Origin of the sequence: Streptomyces sp. NPDC007901, assembly GCF_042959465.1 — a bacterium.
Classification (GTDB): Bacteria; Actinomycetota; Actinomycetes; order Streptomycetales; family Streptomycetaceae; genus Streptomyces.
Genome location: NZ_JBIBKW010000001.1, coordinates 248571 through 263367 on the forward strand (window position 1 = coordinate 248571; position 14797 = coordinate 263367).

17 protein-coding genes and 1 tRNA gene are annotated in these 14797 nt (G+C 69.6%); 15 read left to right on the forward strand and 3 right to left on the reverse strand.

Translation table 11 applies throughout. The annotated features are described in order from the left end of the window. Positions 1–55: 55 nt before the first annotated feature. The 5 genes from ACFZDK_RS01275 (at position 56) to ACFZDK_RS01295 (ending at position 4479) form a co-directional block, all read left to right on the forward strand. Positions 56–517, forward strand: a complete 462-nt coding sequence (locus ACFZDK_RS01275; protein ID WP_390968609.1) for a MaoC family dehydratase N-terminal domain-containing protein — start codon at positions 56–58, stop codon at positions 515–517. Positions 518–524: 7 nt separating this feature from the next. After that, complete coding sequence (locus ACFZDK_RS01280; protein WP_359210485.1) at positions 525–953, forward strand: MaoC family dehydratase; 429 nt, start codon at positions 525–527, stop codon at positions 951–953. Positions 954–1116: 163 nt separating this feature from the next. Then, on the forward strand, positions 1117–1686 hold the full coding sequence (locus ACFZDK_RS01285; protein WP_390968611.1) for a TetR family transcriptional regulator: 570 nt from the start codon (positions 1117–1119) through the stop codon (positions 1684–1686). A gap of 122 nt (positions 1687–1808) precedes the next feature. Next, positions 1809–3281 (forward strand): DHA2 family efflux MFS transporter permease subunit, encoded by a 1473-nt coding sequence (locus tag ACFZDK_RS01290; RefSeq protein ID WP_390968612.1) that lies wholly within the window; start codon positions 1809–1811, stop codon positions 3279–3281. Between the two features lie 142 nt (positions 3282–3423). Continuing rightward, complete coding sequence (locus ACFZDK_RS01295; protein WP_390968614.1) at positions 3424–4479, forward strand: UDP-N-acetylmuramate dehydrogenase; 1056 nt, start codon at positions 3424–3426, stop codon at positions 4477–4479. A gap of 53 nt (positions 4480–4532) precedes the next feature. Here ACFZDK_RS01295 and ACFZDK_RS01300 read toward each other — a convergent pair whose 3' ends face one another. After that, positions 4533–5162 carry an NAD(P)H-binding protein gene (locus ACFZDK_RS01300; protein WP_390968616.1) on the reverse strand — a complete coding sequence of 210 codons (630 nt, stop codon included), beginning with the start codon at positions 5160–5162 and terminating at the stop codon, positions 4533–4535. 174 nt (positions 5163–5336) lie between these two features. Between ACFZDK_RS01300 and ACFZDK_RS01305 the strand changes: the two genes are divergently transcribed. Continuing rightward, the gene (locus ACFZDK_RS01305) at positions 5337–5960 is read left to right on the forward strand and encodes a TetR family transcriptional regulator (protein WP_390968618.1); all 624 of its coding nucleotides are present in this window, start codon (positions 5337–5339) and stop codon (positions 5958–5960) included. An 18-nt stretch (positions 5961–5978) separates the two neighbouring features. After that, positions 5979–6644 carry a hypothetical protein gene (locus ACFZDK_RS01310; protein WP_390968619.1) on the forward strand — a complete coding sequence of 222 codons (666 nt, stop codon included), beginning with the start codon at positions 5979–5981 and terminating at the stop codon, positions 6642–6644. A gap of 23 nt (positions 6645–6667) precedes the next feature. Here ACFZDK_RS01310 and ACFZDK_RS01315 read toward each other — a convergent pair whose 3' ends face one another. Both ACFZDK_RS01315 and ACFZDK_RS01320 read right to left on the reverse strand, forming a co-directional pair. Beyond that, positions 6668–7708 carry an adenosine deaminase gene (locus ACFZDK_RS01315; protein ID WP_390968621.1) on the reverse strand — a complete coding sequence of 347 codons (1041 nt, stop codon included), beginning with the start codon at positions 7706–7708 and terminating at the stop codon, positions 6668–6670. Between the two features lie 143 nt (positions 7709–7851). Then, positions 7852–9078 (reverse strand): aminotransferase class I/II-fold pyridoxal phosphate-dependent enzyme, encoded by a 1227-nt coding sequence (locus ACFZDK_RS01320; RefSeq protein ID WP_390968623.1) that lies wholly within the window; start codon positions 9076–9078, stop codon positions 7852–7854. A 261-nt stretch (positions 9079–9339) separates the two neighbouring features. Here ACFZDK_RS01320 and ACFZDK_RS01325 point away from each other — a divergent pair. The 8 genes from ACFZDK_RS01325 to rplL all read left to right on the forward strand — a co-directional run bounded on the left by ACFZDK_RS01325 (position 9340) and on the right by rplL (position 14534). Then, positions 9340–9412, forward strand: a tRNA-Trp gene (locus ACFZDK_RS01325). 112 nt (positions 9413–9524) lie between these two features. Continuing rightward, a complete protein-coding gene (gene secE, locus ACFZDK_RS01330; RefSeq protein ID WP_390968625.1) occupies positions 9525–9809 on the forward strand; it encodes a preprotein translocase subunit SecE in 285 nt (94 codons plus the stop codon). Positions 9810–9889: 80 nt separating this feature from the next. Beyond that, positions 9890–10741, forward strand: coding sequence for a transcription termination/antitermination protein NusG (nusG, locus tag ACFZDK_RS01335; RefSeq protein WP_390968627.1), 852 nt, complete (start codon positions 9890–9892; stop codon positions 10739–10741). A 157-nt stretch (positions 10742–10898) separates the two neighbouring features. Next, positions 10899–11333 carry a 50S ribosomal protein L11 gene (gene rplK / locus ACFZDK_RS01340; RefSeq protein WP_055631380.1) on the forward strand — a complete coding sequence of 145 codons (435 nt, stop codon included), beginning with the start codon at positions 10899–10901 and terminating at the stop codon, positions 11331–11333. A gap of 83 nt (positions 11334–11416) precedes the next feature. Then, entirely contained in the window at positions 11417–12142 is a 726-nt protein-coding gene (rplA, locus tag ACFZDK_RS01345) for a 50S ribosomal protein L1 (RefSeq protein WP_390968629.1), read from the forward strand. Between the two features lie 193 nt (positions 12143–12335). Continuing rightward, positions 12336–13211, forward strand: a complete 876-nt coding sequence (locus tag ACFZDK_RS01350) for a hypothetical protein (RefSeq protein WP_390968631.1) — start codon at positions 12336–12338, stop codon at positions 13209–13211. A 286-nt stretch (positions 13212–13497) separates the two neighbouring features. Next, positions 13498–14028, forward strand: a complete 531-nt coding sequence (gene rplJ, locus ACFZDK_RS01355) for a 50S ribosomal protein L10 (RefSeq protein ID WP_355719932.1) — start codon at positions 13498–13500, stop codon at positions 14026–14028. 122 nt (positions 14029–14150) lie between these two features. Next, the gene (gene rplL / locus ACFZDK_RS01360; protein ID WP_390970038.1) at positions 14151–14534 is read left to right on the forward strand and encodes a 50S ribosomal protein L7/L12; all 384 of its coding nucleotides are present in this window, start codon (positions 14151–14153) and stop codon (positions 14532–14534) included. The last annotated feature ends 263 nt before the right edge of the window (positions 14535–14797 follow it).

The following is a 14797-nucleotide window of genomic DNA, read 5'->3' on the forward strand; positions in this document are numbered from 1 at the left end:
GGCTTTCCCGCTACCTTGTGGGGCATCACAGCAGACATCAGGAGGTACCGGGCCAATGGCGCTCGACCAGTCCTTCGTGGGACGGACCTACCCACCCACCGAGCCCTACGAGGTGGGCCGGGAGAAGATCCGTGAGTTCGCCGAGGCGGTGGGCGACGCCAACCCGGTGTACACGGACCCGGAGGCCGCCAAGGCGCTCGGCTATTCCGATGTGATCGCCCCGCCGACTTTTGTCTTCTCGATCACTTTCCGCGCGGCCGGACAGGTCGTCGAGGACCCGCAGCTCGGCCTGGACTACAGCAGGGTGGTGCACGGCGACCAGAAGTTCGCCTACAAGCGCCCGGTCCGTGCCGGTGACCGGCTGAGCGTCACCTCGACCATCGAGGCCATCAAGTCCCTCGCGGGCAACGACGTCATCGACATCCGCGGCGACGTCCGCGACGAGGCGGGCGAACTCGTGGTGAGCGCGCTGACCAAGCTGGTGGCCCGCGCGGCGGACGCGGAAGAGGGGGCGTGAGGATCCGATGACGTCGAAGATCGCGTACACGGACGTCGAGGTCGGCACCGAACTGCCGGCGCAGACCTTCCCCGTGACCCGCGCCACGCTCGTGCAGTACGCGGGCGCCTCCGGGGACTTCAACCCCATCCACTGGAACGAGAAGTTCGCCAAGGAGGTGGGCCTGCCGGACGTTATCGCGCACGGCATGTTCACCATGGCCGAGGCGGTCCGGGTGGTCACCGACTGGATCGGCGACCCGGGCGCGGTCGTCGAGTACGGCGTCCGCTTCACCAAGCCCGTCGTCGTCCCGAACGACGACCAGGGCGCCCTGATCGAGGTCAGCGGCAAGGTCGCCGCCAAGCTCGACGACAACACCGTGCGCGTCGACCTGACGGCGATGAGCGCCGGGCAGAAGGTACTGGGCATGTCGCGGGCGGTCGTACGACTGGGCTGAGCGACAGCCGAAGGACCGCGCGGGCCTGCCGGTGGGGCGGGTTCGCGCGTGCTCGCGGTAAGGGGCGTTCTCCCTGTGGGACGCCCCTTACTCGTTGTGGCTCCTGGAAGAGTCCGCAGGATGCCCCTTGACTTAGTTAGTGATTGAGTACTAACTTCGTTGCATGGTCAGGATGAGTGCTGAGGAGCGGCGCGAGAGCGTCATCCGCGCGGCGGTCGCCGAGTTCTCGCAGAGGGGCTACTACGGCACCTCCACCGAGGCGATCGCCAAGCGGGTCGGGGTCTCGCAGCCGTATCTCTTCCGGCTCTTCCCGGGCAAGAAGGCGATGTTCGCCGCCGCCTCGCAGCGCTGCATCGACGAGATGCGCGAGGTCTTCGAGGAGGCGGCCCAGGGGTTGCGGGGTGCGGAAGCCCTGCGGGCCATAGGGGAGGCGTATGTGCGGCTGATCCAGGAGCGGCCGGAGCGGCTCCAGATGCAGATGCAGACGTACATCACCGTCGCCGCCGCGGAGGCGGAGGGCGAGCACGAGTTCGGCGAGCTGGTGCGGGCCGGCTGGCTGCGGCTGTGGGACGCCGTGCACCTGCTCTCGGGTGCAGACGTCGAGGCCACCACGGCGTTCCTGGCCAAAGGGATGCTCATCAACACCTATGCGGCCATGGGGTTCCCGCCCGAGAGCCGGGTCTGGCGAGGGGTGTACGCCGACGCCGAGGCCGCCGGGCGGCTGGAGAAGTAGCGCGACGGCTTCATGTGTGTGAGGGAGGGGCGGTTTGCCGTCCTCGGCCCTGACTTTGTCATGGGGTCGAAAGTTAGTGACTCATAACTAATCAACTGGCGAAACCACGCTCAGGGGGAGCGATGTCAGAACAGACCGCACAAGCGACCGCAGAACCGAACGCACAGCAGTCCGCACGTCGCGGGAGCGTCGCATGGGCGCTCGTCATCACCGGTGCCGCCGGATTCATGGCGTCTCTCGACAACCTCGTCGTCACCACCGCCCTGCCCTCCATCCGCAGGGACCTCGGCGGTGCGCTGGACGACCTCGAATGGACCGTGAGCGCCTACACGCTCACCTTCGCCGTGCTGCTGATGTTCGGCGCCGCCCTCGGCGACCGCTTCGGCCGCCGCCGGCTCTTCCTGGCCGGACTCGCCGTCTTCACCGGCGCCTCCGCCGCCGCGGCCATGGCACCCGGCATCGACTCCCTGATCGCCGCCCGCGCGGTCCAGGGCGTCGGCGCGGCCATCATGATGCCGCTCACCCTCACCCTGCTGACGGCCGCGGTGCCGGAGGCCAAGCGGGGGATGGCGTACGGCATCTGGGGTGCCGTCAACGGGCTCGCGGTCGCCTCCGGGCCGCTCATCGGCGGCAGCCTCACCGAACACGTGTCCTGGCATTGGATCTTCTGGCTGAACGTGCCGCTCGGCATAGCCCTGCTGCCGCTCGCCCGGCTCCGTCTCGCCGAGTCGCACGGTACCGGCGCCCCGCTCGACGTCCCCGGCACCCTGCTCGCCAGCGGCGGCCTCTTCGGGATCGTCTACGGCCTGGTGCGCGGCCCTGCCGACGGCTGGACCAGCCCCCTCGTGCTCACCGGGCTGTTCGCGGGCGCCGCCCTGCTCGCCGGGTTCGTCGTGCACGGCAGCCGCGCCAAGAACCCCATGCTGCCGATGCGGCTCTTCCGCTCCCGCGCCTTCTCGGGGATCAACGCCGCGAGCCTGCTGATGTTCCTCGGGATGTTCGGCTCGATCTTCCTGCTCAGCCAGTACATGCAGGGCGTCCTCGGCTACTCGCCCACCGAGGCCGGCCTCAGGATGCTGCCCTGGACGGGCATGCCGATGCTCGTCGCGCCGATCGCCGGAATCCTCTCCGACCGGATCGGCGGCCGTCCCGTCGTCGCCGCCGGACTCTTCCTGCAGGCCGCCGGGCTCGCCTACCTGGCCTCGGTCGTCACCGCGGACGCCTCCTACGGCGCACAGCTGCCCGGGCTGATCGTCAGCGGCATCGGCATGGCCCTGTACTTCGCCCCGGCCGCCAACCTGGTGATGTCCGCCGTACGTCCGCAGGAACAGGGCATCGCCTCCGGCGCCAACAACGCGCTGCGCGAGGTCGGCGGCGCGCTCGGCGTCGCCGTCATGTCGTCGATCTTCTCCGCGCAGGGCGGCTACGAGAGCGCCCAGAACTTCGTGGACGGCCTGCGGCCCGCCCTGGTCACCGGGGCCGCCGTGGTCGCCCTGGCCGGTATCGCCGCGCTGCTGATCCCCGGCCGGCGCCGCGCCGCGCGGATCGTCGCCGAAGGGGAGCTCACCCCTGAGCCGGCCACCGTCGGCGGCTGAAGGCGACTGAAGGTGGCCAAAGGCGGCTGACCGCGATTGACGGCACGCGCGCGTGGGGCCCCGTTCCGACCGGACGGGGCCCCACGCGCGCGTGCCGCTCGTGGCGGCGGGAGCGGCGGTGGCGTCTCGTAGTCTTGGGCGCGTGCAGGAACTCCACGACGCCCCCCTCGCCCCCCTCACCACCTTCCGGCTCGGCGGCCCCGCCGCCCGGCTGGTCACCGCGACCACCGACGCCGAGGTGATCGCCGCCGTCCGGGAGGCCGACGACAGCCGGACCCCGCTGCTGGTCATCGGCGGCGGCTCCAACCTGGTCATCGGCGACAAGGGCTTCGACGGCACCGCCCTGCGCATCGCCACCACCGGCTGTGAACTGCGCGGCACGACGCTGGAGCTCGCGGCAGGCGAGGTGTGGACCGACGCCGTCGCCCGCACCGTCGAGGCGGGCCTCGCGGGCGTCGAGTGCCTCGCCGGCATCCCGGGGTCCGCGGGGGCCACGCCCATCCAGAACGTGGGGGCGTACGGGCAGGAGGTCTCCGCCACCATCACCGAGGTCATCGCCTACGACCGGCGGGCCGGTGAGACGGTGACGCTGACCAACGAGGAGTGTGCGTTCTCGTACCGGCACAGCCGCTTCAAGGCCGACCCCGAGCGGTATGTCGTCCTGCGCGTGCGCTTCGAGCTGGAGGACGCGGACGGGCTGTCGGCGCCGGTGCGGTACGCCGAGGCCGCGCGGGCGCTCGGGGTCGAGCCGGGGGAGCGGGTGCCGCTGGCCGCCGCCCGCGAGACCGTGCTCAAACTGCGCGCCGGGAAGGGGATGGTGCTCGACCCGGAGGACCACGACACCTGGTCGGCGGGGTCCTTCTTCACCAACCCGATCCTCACGGACGAGCAGTTCGCCGCCTTCCACGCGCGCGTGCGGGAGCGGCTGGGCGACGTGGCCGAGCCGCCCGCCTACCCGGCGGGGGAGGGCCGTACCAAGACCTCGGCGGCCTGGCTGATCGACAAGGCCGGGTTCGGCAAGGGGTACGGCAGCGGGCCGGCCCGGATCTCCACGAAGCACACGCTGGCGCTGACCAACCGGGGCGGGGCGACGACCGAGGATCTGCTGGAGCTGGCGCGGGAGGTCGTCGCCGGGGTGCGGGAGGCCTTCGGCGTGACCCTGGTCAACGAGCCGGTGACCGTCGGCGTGAGCCTCTAGAGGCTTCTGGAAGCCCTCCCGCGACCCCGCAACCCGCGGGATCTCGGGGGTGTTCAGTACGCCACCCCCACCCCCTGCTTCACCGTCCCCTCGTCCGTGACCATCGCCAGCATCGCGTGGGCCACGTCCGCGCGTCCGATGAAGCGGCCCTTCGGCGGGAAGCCGCCGATCACCGTCCGGTAGGTGCCGGTCAGGGGCTTGTTCTGGAGGCGGGGCGGGCGGACCGACGTCCAGTCCGTGCCGCTGCGCGACAGCTCCGCCTCCATTTCGCCCAGATCGATGTAGATGTCCTTGAGGATCGCGCTGACCACGCCGAGCGCCGCGCGGTCCAGCAGGCCTGCCTGCGACTGCGGGCCCACCGGCGCGGCGCTGACCACCAGCAGCCGGCGCACCTGCTCGGCCTCCATCGCGGCCAGGACGGTACGGGTCAGGCGGGTCGCCACCCCGGCGTCCTTGCGGACGCGCGCGCCGAGGCCGGACAGGACCGCGTCGCGGCCGGCCACCGCCGGGCGGATCGTCTCGGGGTCGGTGAGGTCGGCGCGGACGACCTGAAGGCCGGAGCCGGTCACGGTCAGGCCGGCCGGGTCCCGTACGACCGCGGTGACCTGGTGCCCCGACGCCAGCGCCTGGCGGACGATCTCCCGGCCGATTCCGCCGGTCGCGCCGAACACGGTGAGATGCATGACTTCTCCTGTGGGTTTCCGAATTCCGTTGTCGGTTGCCGCAACGAGAGGTGGGTGAGTGTTCACTCACCACCTTCTGCGTCCTAGAGTGGGTAAGTACTCACCCACCCGTCAAGGCTCCACGGGAAGTCCGTCGGAATCGCTGGAACAGGAGGCATGTGATCCTTGGGTGCCATGCAGCAGAAACCGGCCCGCGTCCGCATCCTCGACGCCGCTCACGAACTGATGGGCACCGTGGGGCTCGCCCGTGTCACGACCAAGGAGATCGCCAGGGCGGCCGGTTGTTCCGAGGCGGCGCTCTACAAGTACTTCCCCAGCAAGGAAGAGCTGTTCGTGCACGTCCTCACGGAACGGCTGCCGCGGCTCCTCCCGCTGCTGGGCCAGCTCACCGTCGAACCCGGCCGGGGCACCCTGGAGGAGAACCTGACCCGGATCGCCCGCCAGGCCGCCCTCTTCTTCGAGGAGAGCTTCCCGATCGCCGCCTCCCTCTACGCCGAGAAGCAGCTCAAGCAGAAGCTCGACGACCGGCTCCGCACCATCGGCGCGGGACCGCATCTGCCGATGAGAGCCCTCGACGGCTATCTGCGCGCCGAGCAGGCGATCGGCCGGATCAGCCCCGACGCCGACACCTCCGCGGCCGCCGCCCTGCTGCTCGGCGCCTGTGTCCAGCGCGTCTTCGCCTACGAGGCGACCGCGACCGGCGAGCGCCCGCCGGTGGACGCGTTCGCCGCCCGTATCGCCCGCACCCTGCTGGGCGGAATCTCCGTTGCCGAGGACCCGGCCCGGCCGTCAGCCTGATGCCATGAGGCATCCCGCATGCGGCTGAGACTGCGCGAGTTCCGGCCCCGCACCGGTCCGTACGAACACCGGGTCGTCCAGCCCCGGCAGCCGCTGCGCCACACCTCCCTGCGCCCGCCCGCGCCCGTCGGCACGCTCATGGGCGATCACGACGGGCTCAGCCGGCTCGCCGGGCTGTTCTCGTTCGCCGCGTACTCGCGGCACACGATCGTCCATGTGCCGCTGCGCGAGGGCGTGCCGACGGACGAGGGGCAGGGCCCCCTCGTCGACCTGGTCCTGGTCCATCACTCGCTCGGGCTGCGCGCCGCGCGGTGGCCCGAGCTGCGCCGCCGGCTGCGGCAGGGCACCTCGCTCACCGCCGGCACCGACGAGGCGCGCACCGCGCGGGACGCGACCGCCTGGCGCGCCCGCACCGAGCACGGTGACCGCCGGGAGTACTTCCGGCACAGCACCCACGCGAGCACGCTGTTCCTCTTCGGCAGCCGGTACGTCTTCGCCGAGGCCGCCATGTCCCTGGCCTACGCGGCCGGATGGGGGCCGCGGCAGAAGGGCGTGACCAGGGGACACGCGGCACTCGTGTCGGGACTGTGGGGGCTGAAGCAGCCGCCGGGCGGCGGCCACCCCGTCGAGGTGCTGGTCTGCTTCAAGGCGTACCCGCCGTACGCCCACTTCCGAAGGCCCTGATGGAGCCCCTTGGACGAACCCGGTCAGGACACCGGCGCGACCAGCCAGTCGTCGATGCCCGCCAGGAGCTTCGCCTTCATGTCCTCCGGCGCCGCCGAACCCCGTACCGACTGCCGGGCCAGCTCCGCCAGTTCGGCGTCCGTGAAGGCGTGGTGGCGGCGCGCGATGTCGTACTGGGCGGCCAGCCGGGAGCCGAACAGCAGCGGGTCGTCGGCGCCCAGGGCCATCGGGACGCCCGCCTCGAAGAGGGTGCGCAGCGGGACGTCCTCAGGCTTCTCGTAGACGCCCAGGGCCACGTTGGAGGCCGGGCACACCTCGCAGGTGATCTCCCGGTCCGCCAGGCGCTTGAGCAGCCGCGGGTCCTCCGCCGCCCGCACGCCGTGGCCGATCCGGGAGGCGTGCAGGTCGTCCAGGCAGTCCCGGACCGACGCCGGACCGGTCAGCTCGCCGCCGTGCGGGGCCGCCAGCAGGCCGCCCTCGCGCGCGATGTGGAACGCCCGGTCGAAGTCCCGGGCCATGCCCCGCCGCTCGTCGTTCGACAGTCCGAAGCCGACCACGCCCCGGTCCGCGTACCGGACGGCGAGCCGGGCCAGCGTGCGCGCGTCCAGGGGGTGCTTCATCCGGTTCGCGGCCACCAGGACGCGCATGCCGAGGCCGGTCTCCCGGGAGGTCGTCTGCACCGCGTCCAGGATGATCTCAAGCGCCGGGATCAGACCGCCCAGCCTCGGGGCGTACGACGTCGGGTCCACCTGGATCTCCAGCCAGCCCGAGCCGTCCCTGACGTCCTCCTCCGCGGCCTCCCGGACCAGCCGCTGGATGTCCTCGGGCTCTCTGAGGCAGGAGCGCGCAGCGTCGTACAGCCGCTGGAAACGGAACCAGCCCCGTTCGTCGGTGGCCCGTAGTCTCGGTGGTTCCCCGCTGGTCAGGGCGTCGGTCAGCGCCTCGGGGAGGCGTACGCCGTACTTGTCGGCCAGTTCCAGGACGGTTGCCGGCCGCATCGAACCGGTGAAATGCAGATGCAGATGAGCTTTCGGCAGCTCAGAGACATCACGTACGTGCTCCATTCCAGGATCCTGCCGTACGTGGCTGTCGTACCGGTAGCGGATTCCCCTTTAGTGGCCTTGCTCGCACACGAGAACGGGCCGCCTCCCCGAAGGGAGACGGCCCGCCACGCGCGCGTGCGGCGCGGATCGCCTGAAGGACGACGTCAGTCCTCGGCCTCCGCCAGCAGCTTCTGGATCCGGCTCACGCCCTCGACCAGGTCCTCGTCGCCGAGCGCGTACGACAGGCGCAGGTAGCCGGGCGTACCGAAGGCCTCACCGGGGACGACCGCGACCTCGGCCTCCTCCAGGATCAGCTCGGCCAGCTCCACCGAGGAGGCCGGGCGCTTGCCGCGGATCTCCTTGCCGAGCAGCGCCTTGACCGACGGGTACGCGTAGAAGGCGCCCTCGGGCTCCGGGCAGAGCACGCCGTCGATCTCGTTGAGCATGCGGACGATGGTCTTGCGGCGGCGGTCGAAGGCCTCGCGCATCTTCGCCACGGCCTCCAGGTCGCCGGAGACGGCGGCCAGGGCGGCGACCTGCGCCACGTTGGAGACGTTCGACGTGGCGTGCGACTGGAGGTTGGTGGCCGCCTTGACGACGTCCTTGGGGCCGATGACCCAGCCCACCCGCCAGCCGGTCATGGCGTACGTCTTGGCGACACCGTTGACGACGATGCACTTGTCGCGCAGCTCGGGCAGGACCGCAGGCAGCGAGGTGAACTTCGCGTCGCCGTAGACGAGGTGCTCGTAGATCTCGTCGGTGAGGACCCACAGGCCGTGCTCGACGGCCCAGCGGCCGATCGCCTCGGTGTCGGCCTCGCTGTAGACCGCGCCGGTCGGGTTGGACGGGGAGACGAAGAGCACGACCTTCGTCTTCTCGGTGCGCGCCGCCTCCAGCTGCTCGACGGAGACCCGGTAGCCGGTGGTCTCGTCGGCGACGACCTCCACCGGGACACCGCCGGCCAGGCGGATGGACTCCGGGTACGTCGTCCAGTACGGGGCGGGCACGATGACCTCGTCGCCCGGGTCGAGGATCGCGGCGAAGGCCTCGTAGATGGCCTGCTTGCCGCCGTTGGTGACGAGGACCTGGGAGGCGTCGACCTCGTAGCCGGAGTCGCGCAGCGTCTTGGCGGCGATCGCGTTCTTCAGCTCGGGCAGACCGCCGGCCGGGGTGTAGCGGTGGTACTTCGGGTTCTTGCAGGCCTCGATGGCGGCCTCGACGATGTAGTCCGGCGTCGGGAAGTCGGGCTCACCGGCGCCGAAGCCGATCACCGGGCGCCCGGCGGCCTTGAGGGCCTTGGCCTTGGCGTCCACGGCGAGGGTGGCGGACTCGGAGATCGCGCCGACTCGGGCGGAGACCCGGCGCTCGGTGGGAGGGGTTGCAGCGCTCATGGGGCCCATCGTTTCAGACCGGAAACCTGCCCGGCACGCCGGTTTCACAGACTGAACAGCTACGGACCGAACCGTGAACAAGCGTGCGGATCCGGCCCCCGGCCAGGACGATCTTCCGTACGGTCCCCCCGGACTGCCGCTTTCTGTTCGACGCGGCGCCGCGGACCACGTACACTCTCACCTCGTTGGCCTTCGGCAGCCGTGCCTGAGCCGGTGCACACCGAGCACCCGGGCGGATGCGGTACGTTGGGGGACACACAAAGGGTCGTAGCTCAATTGGTAGAGCACCGGTCTCCAAAACCGGCGGTTGGGGGTTCAAGTCCCTCCGGCCCTGCTACACACACCGCCAGGATGTGTGCGCATGTACGTACATATAAGCATTGCACCGCCGTGCGGCTCTGGAACCGGGCGCGGCACGGCCACGACCCGGGATCAGGTGAGGATGAATGACGGACGCCGTGGGCTCCATCGACACGCCTGATGCCGATGAGGTGCAGGAGTCCAAGAAGAAGGGCCGCAAGGGCGGCAAGCGTGCCAAGAAGGGCCCGCTGAAGCGCCTTGCCACCTTCTACCGCCAGATCATCGCGGAGCTCCGCAAGGTAGTCTGGCCGACTCGTAACCAGCTGACGTCGTACACCACCGTGGTGATCTTCTTCGTCGCCGTCATGATCGCTCTGGTGACCGTGATTGACTATGGAATCAACCACGCGGCCAAGTACGTCTTCGGCTGAGCACAGAGCGAAGGGCGCCGTGGTACCGGCGCCCGTTTTCGCATGTTCCACCCCTATGTATCCAGGAAGAAGCAGCCATCGTGTCTGACCCGAACCTGAACGACGCCGTCGAGCCCGAAGAGGCCGTCGCAGACGAGCTGGACATCGTCGAGGGCACGGACGAGCAGGACGAGTTCGAGGCTGCCGAGGCCGCACTGGGGGAGTCGGCCGAGGAGACCGCGGTCCACGTCGAGGACGCGACCGACGAGGACGAGACCGACGAGGACGCGACCGACGAGGTCGAGGAGTCCGCCGAGGAAGAGCCCGCCGAGCCGGTCGACCCCGTCCAGGCCCTGCGCGAGGAGCTGCGTGTGCTCCCCGGCGAGTGGTACGTCATCCACACCTACGCCGGCTACGAGAACCGCGTGAAGACCAACCTGGAGCAGCGCGCCGTCTCGCTGAACGTCGAGGACTACATCTTCCAGGCCGAGGTGCCGCAGGAAGAGGTCGTCCAGATCAAGAACGGCGACCGCAAGACGATCAAGCAGAACAAGCTGCCCGGTTACGTGCTCGTCCGTATGGACCTGACCAACGAGTCCTGGGGTGTCGTCCGCAACACTCCCGGTGTCACCGGTTTCGTCGGCAACGCCTACGACCCGTACCCGCTGACCCTGGACGAGATCGTCAAGATGCTCGCCCCGGAGGCCGAGGAGAAGGCGGCCCGCGAGGCCGCCGAGGCCGAGGGCAAGCCGGCGCCACAGCGCAAGGTCGAGGTGCAGGTGCTGGACTTCGAGGTGGGCGACTCGGTCACCGTCACCGACGGCCCGTTCGCCACGCTGCAGGCCACGATCAACGAGATCAACCCCGACTCCAAGAAGGTCAAGGGTCTGGTGGAGATCTTCGGTCGTGAGACGCCGGTGGAGCTGTCGTTCGACCAGATCCAGAAGAACTAGCTCTTCTGGACGTACCGCTTCCGAGCAGGTCAGGCGAGCGCCTGACCTGCTCGGTTTTTGGCCGCGCATCCATACCCGTTATCGTTGTGCGGTATGCCTGCGTCCAGGAGATCAACCTGGACACGGGTAGGACCCGAAGGAAAGGACCCGGAGAGTAATGCCTCCCAAGAAGAAGAAGGTCACGGGGCTCATCAAGCTCCAGATCAACGCCGGTGCGGCGAACCCGGCCCCGCCGGTCGGCCCCGCGCTCGGTCAGCACGGCGTCAACATCATGGAGTTCTGCAAGGCCTACAACGCCGCGACCGAGTCGCAGCGTGGCTGGGTGATCCCGGTGGAGATCACGGTCTACGAGGACCGCTCCTTCACCTTCGTCACCAAGACTCCGCCGGCCGCGAAGATGATCCTCAAGGCCGCTGGTGTCGAGAAGGGCTCCGGCGAGCCGCACAAGACCAAGGTCGCCAAGATCACCGAGGCGCAGGTCCGTGAGATCGCCACGACCAAGCTTCCCGACCTGAACGCCAACGACCTGGACGCCGCGGCGAAGATCATCGCCGGTACCGCCCGTTCCATGGGCATCACGGTCGAGGGCTGAACACCCCTTTCGCAGAACCACCGTGGTAGGGCCTGCTCGGCCCGTACACCACGACTCCTCACCAAGAACACACAGGAGCAGTTGTGAGCAAGCGCAGCAAGGCTCTCCGCGCTGCGGACGAGAAGATCGACCGGGAGAAGCTGTACGCCCCGCTCGAGGCCGTCCGTCTCGCCAAGGAGACCTCCACGACCAAGTTCGACGGCACCGTCGAGGTCGCCTTCCGCCTGGGTGTCGACCCGCGCAAGGCCGACCAGATGGTCCGTGGCACCGTGAACCTCCCGCACGGCACCGGCAAGACCGCCCGGGTCCTGGTCTTCGCGACCGGTGACCGTGCCGAGGCCGCGCGTGCCGCGGGCGCCGACATCGTCGGCGCCGACGAACTGATCGACGAGGTGTCGAAGGGGCGTCTGGACTTCGACGCCGTCGTCGCCACCCCGGACCTCATGGGCAAGGTCGGCCGCCTCGGCCGCGTCCTCGGCCCGCGTGGTCTGATGCCGAACCCGAAGACCGGCACCGTGACCCCGGACACCGCCAAGGCTGTGACCGAGATCAAGGGCGGCAAGATCGAGTTCCGCGTCGACAAGCACTCGAACCTGCACTTCATCATCGGCAAGACGTCCTTCGAGGACGACAAGCTGGTGGAGAACTACGGCGCCGCGCTGGAGGAGATCCTCCGTCTGAAGCCGTCCGCCGCCAAGGGCCGCTACATCAAGAAGGCCGCGGTCAGCACCACCATGGGCCCCGGCATCCCGGTCGACCCGAACCGCACCCGCAACCTCCTCGTCGAGGAGGACCCGGCCGCCGTCTGAGCCCCGCGCTCGGTCCGGTAGCCGCGTCAGGGACGCGTCAGCAACAGGACGGGCCCCGCAACCCTCTCGGGTTGCGGGGCCCGTCGCGTTGTCCGGCCGGCCGCCGGCCCGCCCGCCACCGCCGACTGCCCGCACGATGCCGGTGGCCTGGGTTAGCGTCGGGGTGCGGGACTCGTATGGGGGGTGGGTCTGGATGACGAGGTCGAGTGTGCGCCGGGTGGCCCTGGCACTCGCGGCGGTGACCGCGCTGGCCGGGGCGGCCGCGTGCACCTCCTCGGGAGGAGGGCCGGAGGACCCGGACGGGAAGGGCACCACGGTCCACCGGAACCGCTCCCTGGCCGCCCTGCGCTCCGCCGAGCACGCCACCCACCGGGCCCGGTCGGCCCGGATCCGCTCCAGCACCACCCTGGGCTCCGTGATGTCCACGACGTCCGAGGGCGCCCTCGGCTGGAAGGACGGCCTCACCGGCACGCTCGCCATCACCTACACCGGCGGCAGCACCGCCGAGATGATGCGCACGCTCGACTCGACCTCCCTGGAGACCCGCTACCTCCAGGACGCCTACTACGCCAAGGTCGGCGAGAGATTCGCCCTGCAACTGGGCGGCAGACACTGGATCAAGTACACCTACGACTACCTCGCCACCCTCGGCGGCGGCTCGGGCGCGATGATGACGGACCTCATGCGCAACACCACGCCCAACCAGTCGGTACGGCTGCTGCTCGCCTCCGAGGACGTCAGGAAGGTCGGTGAGGAGAAGGTCACCGGCGCACCCGCCACCCACTACTCGGGCACGGTCGACGTCGCCGACCTGGCCGCCGGCAGCGCCCTGCGCAAGCAGCTCACCCAGGCCGGCGTCACCACCGAGACCGTCGACATCTGGGTCGACGCCAAGGACCTGCTGGTCAAGAAGGCGGAGAAGGCCGACACGGCGAACGGCGCGCTGACCCAGACCGCCTACTACAGCGACTACGGCGTCAAGGTCAGCGCACACCGGCCCCCGGCCGCCGACACCGAGGACTTCAGGACCCTGCTGAAGAAGCAGGGCGGCGGCGGACCGACCTCGTGAGAGCGGCCGTACCGGACCGATTTGCTTGACAGTGCACCGGTCCCGTACCCTCCTGATGAAGCCAAAGACCGCTGGTCGTTGCCACACACTCGTAAGAGTGTGCGGTGGCCGAAGGATCCGCTGAACCGCGGACGACCCGCGCAGGTGACTGTGGAAGTGCTCCCGGAACACATGCTCAGCGTGTGTGTGCCGGTCGAGCTACGCCCCGTGCGCCTGCGCCGGGGCGTTTCGTTTTCCCCAGCCCCTTCCGAGCGGTCCTCATCACCCGGAAGGAGGCCGACGCTCTATGGCAAGGCCCGACAAGGCTGCCGCGGTAGCCGAGCTGACGGAGCAGTTCCGCAGCTCGAACGCCGCCGTGCTGACCGAGTACCGGGGTCTCACCGTGGCGCAGCTCAAGACGCTGCGTCGTTCGCTCGGTGACGACGCCCAGTACGCCGTGGTGAAGAACACGCTGACCAAGATCGCGGCCAACGAGGCCGGGATCTCGACGCTCGACGACCTGTTCAACGGTCCGACGGCGGTTGCCTTCATCACCGGTGACCCGGTGACGTCGGCGAAGGGTCTTCGTGACTTCGCCAAGGACAACCCGAACCTCGTCATCAAGGGCGGTGTCCTTGACGGCAAGGCGCTGTCCGCCGACGAGATCAAGAAGCTTGCGGACCTCGAGTCCCGCGAGGTTCTGCTCTCCAAGCTGGCGGGTGCCTTCAAGGGCAAGCAGTCCCAGGCTGCTCAGCTCTTCCAGGCGCTTCCCTCGAAGCTCGTCCGCACCGTGGACGCCCTTCGCGCCAAGCAAGAAGAGCAGGGCGGTGCCGAGTAACTCGGCTCGCGAAATGACCGCCGCCTGAGGCCTCGCGCCCCGAGGAAGCGGTCGTAGCGGGCCGAACGTACGCCCGCCAGACATGTACATCCGGCACCAGCCGAATTAGTGGAAGGAAAGCCATCGTGGCTCTCACCCAGGACGAACTGCTCGCCGAGTTCGAGACGATGACCCTGATCCAGCTCTCCGAGTTCGTGAAGGCGTTCGAGGAGAAGTTCGACGTCACCGCCGCCGCGGCCGTCGCCGTCGCGGGCCCCGCCGTCCCCGGCGCCCCGGTCGAGGCCGCTGAGGAGAAGGACGAGTTCGACGTCATCCTCACCGGCGCCGGCGACAAGAAGATCCAGGTCATCAAGGTCGTGCGTGAGCTCACCTCGCTCGGTCTGAAGGAGGCCAAGGACCTCGTGGACGGCGCCCCGAAGCCCGTCCTCGAGAAGGTCGCCAAGGACGCCGCCGAGAAGGCCGCCGAGTCCCTCAAGGGCGCCGGCGCCTCCGTCGAGGTCAAGTAACACCTCCGAGGTCGTCCAGACCTCTGTGCGCTGAAACACGTCCCTCGGGGCTGTAACGCGCAGACCGCGAAGAGCGATCATCCATCCGGGTGGTCGCTCTTCGGCGTTCCCGGGAGGCCGACCACGGTTGCCTTGCACCCGTGACGGCGGGGGGTATGGTGATCTTCGTCGTGTCCCTGGCGCACCGGGTTTGCGCAGGGGGGCCTTGACGAACCGCACGCAGCGCGCAATTCTCAGGACGCGTCGCCAGAACGGTCCGAATC